Raw genomic sequence first — 12044 nt, forward strand, 5'->3', positions numbered from 1 at the left:
AGTTGTGGTTCGCAATTACATTTAGTTGCAAACCACAACAATATGGATCAATCAACATGGATGCCCAGACACTCCGCCACTTATCCCGCCAGCTTGTTCGCCAGCTCGGCATGCTCGACAGCCAGTGTGGCAACATGGATCTCACCCCGGTTCAGGCCCATGCCCTGATCGAGTTAGAGGCAAATCCCTGTACAGTCAATGAGATGGCCACCCTGCTCAATGTGGACAAATCCAATGCCAGCCGTACCCTGGCGGTGCTGAGCAACAGCGACCTGATCGTCAGCCACCCGCACCCTGAGGATAAACGCAGCCAGATTGCCAGCCTGACTGCGGCAGGCCAGTCCAGACTGGCTGAACTGCACCAGAGGCTCAATCAGCAGGTCGACGGTTTTCTGGCGCAAATGGATATCGATGAAATCGAACAGCTGGGCAAGAGTCTGGAGCGGTACCGCAAAGCCATGGTGATGGCGGGCAGGCAGCAAGACTACAAGATACGTCCGCTGACGCCACTGGACAATGCATCAATTGCCGCCGTGATCCGCAAAGTCTCTGCTGAATACGGGCTGACAGCAGACAAGGGCTATGGCGTTGCCGATCCCACCCTGGACAGCATGAGTGAGGTTTACCAGCCTGAAGGGCATGCCTATTGGGTGATTGAACACCGTCACCGGGTGCTTGGCGGCGGTGGTATCGCCCGGCTGGCGGGCGAAGACAACATCTGCGAGCTGCAGAAAATGTATTTCCTGCCTGAGCTGCGCGGTTTTGGCCTGGCACGCAAACTTGCCGTCAAGGCCCTGCGCTTTGCCCGGGAGCAGGGCTATCGCGCCTGTTATCTGGAAACCACCGCCAATCTGGTGGAAGCCATCGCCCTGTATGAATCGTTAGGGTTTGAGCACACCAAGGCTGCGATGGGCAACACAGGTCACGACGCCTGTGAGATCCGGATGGTAAAGTGGTTTTGAACATCAGCGGTTTACTGAATGACAGACAACAAAAAAGCTGGCAAGCCAGCTTTTTTGTTGAGCACTGAATGGGGCATTACTCTTCGTCGTCTTCACCGGACTCGAAGTAAGTTCCCCAGCCGTCGTAATCAATGTTGTACTTCTGCGCCAGTTCTACCAGCTTGAGTACCTGCGCATCGATCAGCTCAGCGTCCAGGGCTGACTCCATCACCGCATCGAAGCAAACGACTGTACCGCCACCGTCTTCTTCATCCAGCTCCAGCTCTTCGGCATCCATCACTTCAAAGCCCATCTTGAAGGCTTCAGCAGCGGCACCTTCCAGCTGAGCAAATGAATCAGCAGAAAAATGGTGTTCAATCGAATACAGCGCATCCGGATCACTGCCATCTTCCAGCAGGGACTCAATGATTTCGCGAGTCTCTTCCTTCTGCTCTTCAATCAATTCTGCGTAAGACATAAGGTCTCTCCAAATAGGGGCACCAGCCACACTAGTATGTATGAAATTGGCCGCCAATATGGCACGGATCCCCAAGAATTTCCATCCTCTGTCGCGATTTCCAGCCCCATTCTCTGTTCAGCGCAAGCCACAAGACTGCCTCTCTCATTCAGAAGACGATCTTTCCCGCATTTACTTACGGCTTTACGATTGACACAGGTATATATAATTTCATATTTTATGGGTAATTATTCATAAAACATCAATTTTCATACATAACGCAGCGATCAGTGTTCGCTGAAGTCATGAACACGAGGACGAGATATGGCATTTAATCTGCGCAACCGGAATTTTCTCAAGCTGCTGGATTTCACTCCACGTGAAATCGGGCACCTGTTGTCGCTTTCCGCAGAGCTGAAAAAAGCCAAATACGGTGGTTATGAGCAGCCGCGACTGAGCGGTAAGAACATCGCCCTGATTTTCGAAAAGTCCTCCACCCGTACCCGCTGCGCTTTTGAGGTCGCCGCCTTTGATCAAGGTGCCCGTGTGTCTTATTTAGGCCCGTCCGGCAGTCAGATCGGCCACAAAGAATCCATGAAAGATACCGCGCGTGTGCTGGGCCGGATGTACGACGGTATCCAGTACCGGGGTTATGGTCAGTCTGTGGTTGAAGAGCTGGGCCAGTATGCCGGTGTGCCGGTCTGGAACGGCCTGACCGATGAATTCCATCCCACTCAGATTCTGGCCGATTTTCTGACCATGCAAGAACACAGCCCGGACAAACAGCTGCAGGACATCAAATTTGCCTATCTGGGGGATGCCCGCAATAACATGGGCAATTCCCTGATGGTCGGCGCGGCCAAAATGGGGATGGACATCCGGCTGGTTGCACCCAAAGACTACTGGCCGGAAGAGGCACTGGTCACCCAGTGTCTGGCGATTGCTGCCGAGACAGGCGCCCGAATTACCCTGACCGAGTCGGTGCAGGAAGGCGTGCAAGGCTGTGATTACCTGTATACCGACGTCTGGGTTTCCATGGGCGAAGCACAGTCGGCCTGGGATGAGCGGGTCAAAACCATGCTGCCATACCAGGTGAACGCCGCGACCCTCAAGGCAACCGGCAATCCCAAAGTGAAATTCATGCACTGCCTGCCAGCGTTTCACAACGATGAAACGACAGTCGGTAAAGAAGTGGCCGAAAAGTATGGCCTGTCCGGTCTGGAAGTGACCGAAGAAGTTTTCGAGTCAGCCCACTCTATCGTCTTCGATCAGGCCGAAAACCGGATGCATACCATTAAAGCCGTGATGGTCGCCACCTTAGGCCAATAACCCTGACATTGGTCAGCACGAGGGCCAAGTTCGGTGCAGGCAAACGCTTGCGCCATAGAGAAATGGCGGTATAATCCTCCGCAATTTGTCTAGCGAGTACCAAAAATGGCCCATTCCGCAATCACAGTTGTGCTGCGACGCCGCCGGTTCACGGTGTGCCGTGCCGTTGTTGTTACTCCGGATCGTCATCCGAAAGCCTCCTGATCTCAGGGGGCTTTTTTTTGCCTGTACGAGAGCCAAGACAGATCCCAAGCCACCCGTTCCAGACTAAAAGAGGGAAAAGCGCCATGGCGAATTCGCTATATCATAAGCACATTATTTCTATCCCCGAGCTTAGCCGCAGCGAACTCGAGCTGATCGTTGACACCGCGGCCCAGCTGAAGCAACAGCCAAATCCTGAATTGCTCAAGCACAAAGTGATCGCCAGTTGTTTCTTTGAACCCTCGACCCGTACCCGCCTTTCGTTTGAAACGGCGATTCAGCGTTTAGGCGGCAGCGTAATTGGCTTCGATAATGGCGGCAATACCTCACTGGCGAAAAAAGGCGAAACCCTGATCGACTCAGTTCAGGTGATTACCTCTTATGTGGATGCGTTCGTGATGCGCCATCCGCAAGAAGGAGCCGCCCGTCTGGCGTCAGAATTCTCTGGCAAAGTACCGGTGATTAATGCCGGTGACGGTGCCAATCAGCACCCGACCCAAACCCTGCTGGATTTGTTCAGTATCGCTGAAACCCAGGGCCGCCTGGACAATCTCAATGTCGCCTTTGTCGGCGATCTGAAATACGGCCGCACGGTACACTCGCTGACTCAGGCGCTGTCAAAGTTCAACAATATCCGCTTTTACTTCATTGCCCCGGAGGCGCTGGCCATGCCGGATTACATCTGCGAAGAGCTGGATGAGGCCGGTATTGCGTACAGCCTGCACACTCAAATGGAAGAAGTGATCCCTGAGCTGGACGTGCTGTATATGACCCGAGTGCAAAAAGAGCGCTTTGATGAATCCGAATATGCGCATATGAAAGCGGCTTATATCCTGAGTGCTGACATGCTGGTCAATGCCCGTGAAAACCTCAAGGTGCTGCACCCGCTGCCACGGGTGGATGAAATCACCACAGATGTGGATAAAACCCCGCACGCCTATTATTTCCAGCAGGCGGAAAATGGCGTCTATGCCCGGCAGGCGCTGCTGGCACTGGTCCTCAATCAAGACATTTAAGCAGGAGAATCTCGCATGACGAAAGCGTCCCAACTTCAGGTCGAAGCCATTAAAAACGGCACTGTCATTGACCACATCCCTGCCAATGTCGGGATCAAAGTGCTGCGCTTGTTCCAACTGCATCAGGCCGAAGAAAAAGTCACCATTGGTCTCAATCTGCCTTCCTCAGCGCAGGGAACCAAAGATTTAATCAAAATCGAAAATGTGTTTCTGAATGAGGAGCTGGCGAACCAACTGGCGCTCTACGCACCCAAGGCCACAGTGAACCAGATTGAAGACTATCAAGTGGTGAAGAAGCTGACTCTGTCTTTGCCGTCACAGATCAACGCTGTCTTTAAGTGCCCGAATTCAAACTGCATCACCCACAACGAGCCTGTCGACAGCAGTTTCAAAGTGGTGACCAAGCATGATGAAGTCCGTCTGAAATGTAAATACTGTGAAAAAGTGTTCGCGCGCGACATTGTGACCGATTACCACTGATATTCCGGCATTCATGCCGAAAAACCACCTGTGACAAAAATAAGAAAGCCGACTCAGCCCTGAGCCGGCTTTTCAGTTTTCCGCCCCTTTGCAGCCTCAGTTCAGCCATTCTCAGTTCGACAACATGTTTTCCTTCACCCCGTTTCTAGACTCAGGAAAAGTCCCGCTTTTGGCCTTTTTCTTCGCCAAAGCGTCAGTCTGAAGCGAAATTCGTACAGAAGGGTATTTTCCGTTCTGTAAACGTCGGTGTGACCAACAACGAGAACATAGCATGAGTATCTGTGCGCAGTTTTGTCATCGTTATCTCTGGCCCCTGTTATCCGTGCGGCCTGCCATCCTGGCCTGCCTGGCCCTGTCCGGTTGCATCACGACAAACGGTGACGTCTTCGATGCCCCGAAACATATGGCCAATCAGCAGGTTGTGATCGGGGTGCCCATTTTGCTGGGCGGATTTGGCTCAGCCGTGCCTGTGACCCCGCACTTGCAGGTCACAGCCAAACATGTGGCGCGCTATTCCTGGAACCGGGATGTGATCTATCATCCGCTGTGCGATCTGGCGTTGATCCGGACTGACTCCGCTCAGGTGCCGACCTGGGGCTTAATTTTCCCGGATCAGCCTGTGGTCCATCAGGGTCACTCTCTGCTCGGTAACAGCATAGAAGGCAAAGGGAAATATCTGCAGGATGTGATCGATACCAACAATAACTGCCTGTATTCACTAAGTGATGCGCCTGTAATGTCAGGGATGAGCGGCGGCCCTGTGTTCAATGATGCCGGGGAAATCGTCGGGATTACGGTCGCCATTGTCGATAACCCGGAAGATCTCGCCAACCTGCGCCCGGCGGCGCGATACAGCCAGTTTGTTCCTGCCACACTGATTTTCGACTGGCTGCTGGAGCTGGGTATACGCCCGGTATCCGCCAGCCCGGCGCTGGCCAGCGCTCAGGTCTCGCCTTATGTCAATCGCCTCAACCGCAGTACAGACGTACCCGATTCGCTGGGACTGCCCGCGCAGAACCCCAGCAGCAACGGCCTGACCCCGCTTCACACCCCTCACAATGCGGCAGCGGCCTCCCCGCTCACCAGCTATGCAACGCAAGTGTCCGGTTCCTTCCCGCCGCCGGATGAAAACAGGAATAACGTCGCCCTGCAGCACAGTACGACGACTATTTATCAGGAAGAAAAACCCGAGACCAGCCGTTCGCCAGCCGAGGTCATCCAAAACCTGAGCAATGATCCCACGTTCCGCTAGCAAACCTTTTGACCTGTTCGTCAAGGCATTGCACACTAGAGGCCGTAAGCATTTCTGTTGAAGCCAAAAAGGATCACACATGACTCAAGTACTGCACACAGACAAAGCACCTGCGGCTATCGGCCCATATGTTCAGGGTGTTGACCTCGGTAACCTGGTTCTGACCTCGGGCCAGATCCCGGTCAACCCGGTGACGGGAGAAGTACCGGAAGATATCGCCGCTCAGGCCCGCCAGTCACTGGAGAATGTCAAAGCGGTCGTCGAATCTTCAGGGTTGAAAGTGGCGGATATCGTAAAAATGACGGTATTTGTGAAGGATCTGAACGATTTTGGCACAGTCAATGAAGTGTACGGCAATTTCTTTGATGAAAACCATGCTTCCTACCCGGCGCGCTCTTGCGTAGAAGTCGCTCGCCTGCCAAAAGATGTCAAAATCGAAATTGAAGCCATTGCGGTCCGCAAAGCCTGAGGTTTGCCTGAATCAGGCACAGTGACACAGTAAAGACGGGGTAAACCCGTCTTTTTGTTATTCAAATGATGCCAGCACCTTGTGATAGACCTGGCTGAACCAGGCCGTGAACTGCTCCGGATGCGTCTCCAGACCAGCGGTGAGCTCTGCTTGTGGCCACCAGCGACAGGCCATCACCTCATCCGGATTCGGCACAATCTGCAGCGCCGAGGTTTCCGCCACCAGGACATAATCCAGCTCGTGTTCTGTCAGATCGTTATCCAGCTCGGCCCGGTAAATAAAGCACGCAACTTCTTCCAGTTGCGCCACCTCGCGTATCCCCATTTCCTCGCCCAGCCGGCGGATTGCCGCCTGCTGCAGACTTTCACCGTCGCGGGGATGCGAGCAGCAGGTGTTGGTCCATAACCCGCCACTGTGGTATTTGCCTAAAGCGCGCTGCTGGAGCAGAAATTCAAGGCCAGATGCCGCCTGGCGGTACAGCAGGACGGAAAACGCCAGATGCAGCCTGCCATCGCGATGAGCCTGCATTTTTTCAGCCAGCCCCTGGCGCTCACCAGCCTGGTTCACCAATATCACATATTCCTGGCTCATTACTCACCACTCTGACGACTCAGGCCATACGACCTAAAAACAAAGACAGGCCCAAATGGCCTGTCTTCCTGACAATTCTACGCACCCAAGACGCTTATTTTGCTGAGCGGGCCTGCGCTTCGGCGTTCAGATCATCCAGCTTAGCCGCCATCAGATAGCGACAGCGTTCTGACAACTCGCGGACATCCTCTTTGGTCATGCCTTCTGTTGAGACAGGCGGCATCACTTCAACAATCACCACGCCGTTGTCCCAGCGATTAAATTTCACCTGGTCGGTGGCGCTGCACACAATCGGTACCACAGGCACACCGGCACTGATAGCGGCATGAAAGGCTCCGGTTTTGAAAGGCAGCAGTCCCCGGCCACGGGAACGGGTTCCTTCCGGGAACATCCAGACCGAGACATTACGTTCTTTGATTTTATCTACTACCTGACTGATAGTACCCATCGCTTTACTGCGATTGGCGCGGTCAATCAGAATATTCCCTGTCAGCCAGTATAGCTGACCAAATAACGGCATCCAGAGCAGGCTTTTCTTGCCGACAGTCACAGTACGCGGCAGTACAGCCCCTGAAATCGTAAACAGATCATAGTTATTCTGATGATTACCAATATGAACACTCGGGCCGACTTCTTTGGCCGCATCCGCAACGCGCAGTTCCAATTTGATCCCCAGAATGCGTGACATTTTCGCGAAATACAGGGCAATCGTGTGGACATGTTTCGGGTTACGCGGGCTGAGCAAACAGTAGCCACAGCCAAACACAAACATGACGATGGCAAACAGCGTCAGTGCCAACAGTCGTAATACAGCAATCATCAGATTCTCCTCAGCGTACAAGCGTGCGCTAGTATACTCAGTCAAAGGGAAATTACACCCTTCTCACGGCTTTTTTGTTTGATCCTGACGCCATTTCCGTCAGCAAAAGCGCAAATAAAATAAGCCTCTGAACGAGGCTTATTGGGTTAATACGCTGACGGTGAATGGCTATCAGCTGTCTTCATTCTGGTCCGGATACGCAATTTCATAACTGGTGACCCGCTGCAGACCGCGCGGCAGCATCGCGCCTCTGCGACCGCGCTCACCATAGAAATTCTCCAGATCCGACACTTTCAGGCCCAGCTTACGTTTACCGGCATACAGGGTCAGCTCGCTGCCTGCCGGAAGCACCAGCAAGTGCGACAGAAACTCTTCCCTGGCTTTGGCTCTGGCCGAAGGAATATTGATAATCTTGTTGCCCTTGCCTTTACCCAGCTGCGGCAGATCCTGGATCGGGAAGATCAGCATGCGACCTTCATTGGTGATCGCCAGTACCTGATCATTGGCCAAGTCTGTGATGGGCTGCGGCGGCATCACTTCACATTCCGCCGGAACCGACAGCAAGGCCTTGCCATTGCGGTTCTTAGAAATCATGTCGCTGGCCTTGCAGACAAAGCCATAACCGGCATCCGAGGCCATCAGCCAGTATTGCTCCTCTTCGGACATCAGTACCTGACGCACGCTACTGCCGGCCGTGATGTTCAGGCGGCCAGTCACAGGCTCCCCCTGACTCCGTGCCGAAGGCAGCGTATGGGATTCCAGCGCATAGCTGCGGCCGTCACTGCCGATAAAGATCGCAGGCTGATTGCTCTTACCCCGGGCATGGCTCAGGTAACTGTCACCGGACTTAAAGTTCAGGCTGCTCGGATCAACATCATGCCCTTTGGCATGACGGATCCAGCCTTTATCAGACAGCACCACAGTGATTGCTTCGCTTGGCAGCAAATCACGCTCAGTCATCGCCTTGGCTTCAGCACGCTCCACCAGCGGCGAGCGGCGCTCATCACCGTAGGTCTCGGCATCGGCCAGGATTTCTTTCTTCAGCAAGGTGTTCATGCGGCGCTCAGAGCCCAGCAGCTGTTCCAGCTTCTCACGCTCTTTGCTCAGCTCATCCTGCTCGCCGCGGATCTTGATCTCTTCCAGCTTGGCTAACTGGCGTAATTTGATCTCAAGAATGGCTTCCGCCTGTGTCGCACTCAGCCCGAAGCGGCTGATCAGCTCGGCTTTCGGATCGTCTTCCGTGCGGATAATCTCAATCACTTCGTCGATATTGAGATAAGCCGCCAGCAAACCTTCAAGAATGTGCAGGCGCGCCAGCACTTTATCCAGACGGTGCTGCAAACGGCGGCGCACAGTTTCGCGGCGGTACACCAGCCATTCTGACAAGATAGTCACCAGGCCTTTGACCTGAGGACGGCCATCCAGCCCCAGCATGTTGAGGTTCACCCGGAAGCTCTTTTCTAAATCAGTTGAGGCAAAGAGATGCTCCATCAACTGCTCGGCATCGACCCGGTTGGAACGCGGGACGATGACAATACGGGTCGGGTTTTCGTGATCCGACTCATCACGCAAATCTTCCACCAGCGGCAGCTTCTTGGCGCGCATCATACCGGCAATCTGCTCCAGCAACTTGGAGCCGGACACCTGATGCGGCAATGCGGTGATAATGATCTCGCCGTTGTCCTTCGACCACACGGCACGCATCTTCACGCTGCCTTTACCGGTCCGGTAAATTCTTTTCAGATCCTCGCTCGAGGAAGTGATCTCCGCTTCCGTCGGGTAATCCGGACCTTTGACGAAGGTCATCAGGGCATCCAGATCCGCCTGCGGATGTTCGATCAGGTGGACCACGGCATTGGCCACTTCACGGGCGTTATGCGGCGGAATATCGGTCGCCATCCCCACGGCGATCCCGGTTACCCCATTGAGCAAAATATGCGGCAGCCGGGCTGGCAGCATGGTCGGCTCTTTCATGGTACCGTCGAAGTTCAGGCCCCACTCCACCGTGCCCTGACCCAGCTCACTCAGCAGGATTTCAGAGAAACGGGACAGACGCGATTCGGTATAACGCATCGCAGCGAACGATTTTGGATCATCCGGGGCACCCCAGTTTCCCTGACCGTCCACCAGCGGGTAACGGTAAGAAAACGGCTGCGCCATCAGTACCATGGCTTCATAGCAGGCCGAATCGCCATGCGGGTGGTATTTACCCAGAACGTCACCGACCGTCCGGGCCGATTTTTTGTATTTGGCTGTGGCGCTCAGGCCCAGCTCTGACATCGCGTAAATAATCCGGCGTTGTACCGGTTTCAGGCCATCGCCGATAAATGGCAGGGCCCGGTCCATGATTACGTACATGGAGTAGTTCAGATAGGCATCTTCAGTAAACTTGCGCAGCGGCAGCTGCTCGATACCTTCCATTGAGACATCAGTCATGGTGGCTTAAATCCGTGTTGTCCTGATCCCTGCCGGTCTGACCGGCAGGCAGAAATCATCAATTGGCGCGGCTCAGACTTCCACGTCGGCCAGATCACCCTTACTCTGCAGCCAGTTGCGGCGGTCTTCGGCGCGCTTTTTGCCCAGCAGCATATCCATCATCTGGAGCGTCTGCTCGTCGTCATCGACAGTCAGTTGCACCAGACGACGCGTGTTGGGATCCATGGTGGTTTCACGCAGCTGTAACGGGTTCATCTCACCCAGACCTTTAAAGCGCTGCACATTCACTTTGCCGCGTTTGCCGCTGAGGCGATCGAGAATGCCTTCTTTCTCCGCCTCGTCCAGGGCGTAATATACTTCTTTCCCCAGATCGATCCGGTACAAAGGCGGCATGGCGATATACACATGACCGGCTCGTACCAGGGCTTCAAAATGCTTCATGAACAGCGCACATAACAAGGTGGCGATATGCAGACCATCCGAGTCGGCATCGGCCAGCACACAAATCTTGCCGTAGCGCAGGCCGCTCAGATCATCACTGTCCGGGTCAATCCCCAGCGCCACGGAAATATCATGCACTTCCTGTGAGGCCAGTACCTGATCCGCCGACACTTCCCAGGTGTTCAGAATCTTACCGCGCAGCGGCATGATGGCCTGAAATTCCCGGTCGCGGGCCTGCTTGGCAGAACCGCCTGCGGAGTCACCCTCCACCAGAAACAGTTCGGTTCGGCTGAGATCCTGTTGTGAACAGTCGGCCAGTTTGCCCGGCAGGGCCGGACCGCTGGTGACTTTTTTACGCACCACTTTCTTGCTGGCCCGCATCCGGCGATGGGCGTTGGCAATACACAATTCCGCCAGCTGCTCTGCAATTTGCGGGCGCTCATTGAGCCACAGGCTGAACGCATCTTTGACCACGCCCGAGACAAAGGCCGCACACTGACGGGATGACAGGCGTTCTTTGGTCTGGCCGGCAAACTGCGGGTCCTGCATTTTCACCGACAGCACATAGGCACAGCGCTCCCAGATATCGTCCGCCGTCAACTTCACGCCACGTGGCAGCAGGTTGCGGAATTCACAGAATTCCCGCATCGCATCCAATAAGCCCTGGCGCAGGCCATTCACGTGCGTGCCCCCCTGCGCTGTCGGGATCAGGTTGACATAGCTTTCAGTGATGAGTTCGCCGCCTTCCGGCAACCAGACCACGGCCCAGTCGGCCGCTTCAGTCTGTCCGGCAAAAACCCCGGTAAAGGGGGATTCCGGCAGCAGGGTATAACCCTTCACGCCTTCAAACAGATAATCTTTCAGGCCATCTTCATAGCACCAGCGTAAGGTTTCGTTGGCTGCTTTGTCGGTAAAGACAATTTCCAGCCCGGGACACAGTACCGCTTTGGCTTTCAGCACGCTTTTCAGGCGGCTGACTGAAAATTTCGGGCTGTCGAAATACTTGCCGTCCGGCCAGAAATGAACACGCGTCCCCTTGGCGCGGCGGCCGCAGGTATCAATGACTTCGAGTTCACTGACTTTATCGCCGTGCTCAAACGCAATCTGATACACCTGTCCGTCACGTTTGACCGTGACTTCGACACGTTTGGAGAGCGCATTCACAACAGAGATACCAACCCCGTGCAAGCCGCCTGAGAACTGGTAGTTTTTGTTCGAGAATTTGCCGCCTGCATGAAGTTTACACAGGATCAGCTCGACCCCGGATACCCCTTCTTCCGGGTGAATATCGACCGGCATCCCCCGGCCGTCATCAATCACCTCAAGCGACTGATCTTCGTGCAGGATCACTTCGACTTTCCTGGCATGGCCAGCCAGGGCTTCATCGACACTGTTGTCGATGACTTCCTGACCCAGGTGGTTTGGCCGCGCCGTGTCGGTATACATGCCAGGGCGACGTCGAACCGGCTCTAGGCCGTTCAGAACCTCAATGGCTCCAGCGTTATAGCTTTGGTCTGTCATAGATTCGGAAAGTTACGAGAAAATGTTGCCACAATAGTCAGTAACCTCAGCCTTGATGTCAAGCTGAGGCTCATACGAGTCAATCAACAA

The 12044-nt window shown here is 54.4% G+C and carries 11 protein-coding genes; 6 read left to right on the forward strand and 5 right to left on the reverse strand.

Features of this window, described 5'->3' with window-relative positions; all coding sequences use genetic code 11:
- The first annotated feature begins 56 nt into the window (after nt 1-56).
- Nucleotides 57-962 carry a bifunctional helix-turn-helix transcriptional regulator/GNAT family N-acetyltransferase gene (locus LN341_RS13150; RefSeq protein ID WP_234203538.1) on the forward strand — a complete coding sequence of 302 codons (906 nt, stop codon included), beginning with the start codon at nt 57-59 and terminating at the stop codon, nt 960-962.
- Between the two features lie 76 nt (nt 963-1038).
- Here the strand turns inward: LN341_RS13150 and rraB are convergent, their stop codons facing one another.
- Complete coding sequence (rraB, locus tag LN341_RS13155; RefSeq protein WP_046219091.1) at nt 1039-1419, reverse strand: ribonuclease E inhibitor RraB; 381 nt, start codon at nt 1417-1419, stop codon at nt 1039-1041.
- 303 nt (nt 1420-1722) lie between these two features.
- Between rraB and argF the strand changes: the two genes are divergently transcribed.
- The 5 genes from argF (at nt 1723) to LN341_RS13180 (ending at nt 6145) form a co-directional block, all read left to right on the forward strand.
- Complete coding sequence (gene argF, locus LN341_RS13160; RefSeq protein WP_234203539.1) at nt 1723-2727, forward strand: ornithine carbamoyltransferase; 1005 nt, start codon at nt 1723-1725, stop codon at nt 2725-2727.
- 287 nt (nt 2728-3014) lie between these two features.
- Nucleotides 3015-3944: an aspartate carbamoyltransferase gene (gene pyrB / locus LN341_RS13165; RefSeq protein ID WP_046219093.1), complete on the forward strand. Its 930-nt coding sequence runs from the start codon at nt 3015-3017 to the stop codon at nt 3942-3944.
- Nucleotides 3945-3959: 15 nt separating this feature from the next.
- Complete coding sequence (pyrI, locus tag LN341_RS13170) at nt 3960-4424, forward strand: aspartate carbamoyltransferase regulatory subunit (RefSeq protein WP_046219094.1); 465 nt, start codon at nt 3960-3962, stop codon at nt 4422-4424.
- Nucleotides 4425-4695: 271 nt separating this feature from the next.
- The gene (locus LN341_RS13175) at nt 4696-5676 is read left to right on the forward strand and encodes a serine protease (RefSeq protein ID WP_234203540.1); all 981 of its coding nucleotides are present in this window, start codon (nt 4696-4698) and stop codon (nt 5674-5676) included.
- A 79-nt stretch (nt 5677-5755) separates the two neighbouring features.
- Nucleotides 5756-6145 carry a Rid family detoxifying hydrolase gene (locus LN341_RS13180; RefSeq protein ID WP_046219095.1) on the forward strand — a complete coding sequence of 130 codons (390 nt, stop codon included), beginning with the start codon at nt 5756-5758 and terminating at the stop codon, nt 6143-6145.
- 57 nt (nt 6146-6202) lie between these two features.
- Here LN341_RS13180 and idi read toward each other — a convergent pair whose 3' ends face one another.
- The 4 genes from idi to parE form a co-directional block, all read right to left on the reverse strand.
- A complete protein-coding gene (gene idi, locus LN341_RS13185; RefSeq protein ID WP_046219096.1) occupies nt 6203-6736 on the reverse strand; it encodes an isopentenyl-diphosphate Delta-isomerase in 534 nt (177 codons plus the stop codon).
- Nucleotides 6737-6830: 94 nt separating this feature from the next.
- Nucleotides 6831-7556 (reverse strand): 1-acylglycerol-3-phosphate O-acyltransferase, encoded by a 726-nt coding sequence (locus LN341_RS13190; protein WP_234203541.1) that lies wholly within the window; start codon nt 7554-7556, stop codon nt 6831-6833.
- A 171-nt stretch (nt 7557-7727) separates the two neighbouring features.
- Nucleotides 7728-9992: a DNA topoisomerase IV subunit A gene (gene parC / locus LN341_RS13195; protein ID WP_046222394.1), complete on the reverse strand. Its 2265-nt coding sequence runs from the start codon at nt 9990-9992 to the stop codon at nt 7728-7730.
- A gap of 72 nt (nt 9993-10064) precedes the next feature.
- Nucleotides 10065-11954, reverse strand: coding sequence for a DNA topoisomerase IV subunit B (parE, locus tag LN341_RS13200; RefSeq protein WP_234203542.1), 1890 nt, complete (start codon nt 11952-11954; stop codon nt 10065-10067).
- Nucleotides 11955-12044: the final 90 nt, after the last annotated feature.

The sequence above is a fragment of the Photobacterium sp. TLY01 genome, assembly GCF_021432065.1.
GTDB lineage: Bacteria > Pseudomonadota > Gammaproteobacteria > Enterobacterales > Vibrionaceae > Photobacterium > Photobacterium halotolerans_A.

Excerpts from the sequence above, each read along its gene's own strand:
- parE (WP_234203542.1), bottom strand. The coding sequence starts at position 11,954 with ATGACAGACCAAAGCTATAACGCTGGAGCCATTGAGGTTCTGAACGGC.
- argF (WP_234203539.1), top strand. The coding sequence starts at position 1,723 with ATGGCATTTAATCTGCGCAACCGGAATTTTCTCAAGCTGCTGGATTTC.
- idi (WP_046219096.1), bottom strand. The coding sequence starts at position 6,736 with ATGAGCCAGGAATATGTGATATTGGTGAACCAGGCTGGTGAGCGCCAG.
- rraB (WP_046219091.1), bottom strand. The coding sequence starts at position 1,419 with ATGTCTTACGCAGAATTGATTGAAGAGCAGAAGGAAGAGACTCGCGAA.
- parC (WP_046222394.1), bottom strand. The coding sequence starts at position 9,992 with ATGACTGATGTCTCAATGGAAGGTATCGAGCAGCTGCCGCTGCGCAAG.
- LN341_RS13180 (WP_046219095.1), top strand. The coding sequence starts at position 5,756 with ATGACTCAAGTACTGCACACAGACAAAGCACCTGCGGCTATCGGCCCA.
- LN341_RS13175 (WP_234203540.1), top strand. The coding sequence starts at position 4,696 with ATGAGTATCTGTGCGCAGTTTTGTCATCGTTATCTCTGGCCCCTGTTA.
- pyrI (WP_046219094.1), top strand. The coding sequence starts at position 3,960 with ATGACGAAAGCGTCCCAACTTCAGGTCGAAGCCATTAAAAACGGCACT.
- LN341_RS13150 (WP_234203538.1), top strand. The coding sequence starts at position 57 with ATGGATGCCCAGACACTCCGCCACTTATCCCGCCAGCTTGTTCGCCAG.
- pyrB (WP_046219093.1), top strand. The coding sequence starts at position 3,015 with ATGGCGAATTCGCTATATCATAAGCACATTATTTCTATCCCCGAGCTT.
- LN341_RS13190 (WP_234203541.1), bottom strand. The coding sequence starts at position 7,556 with ATGATTGCTGTATTACGACTGTTGGCACTGACGCTGTTTGCCATCGTC.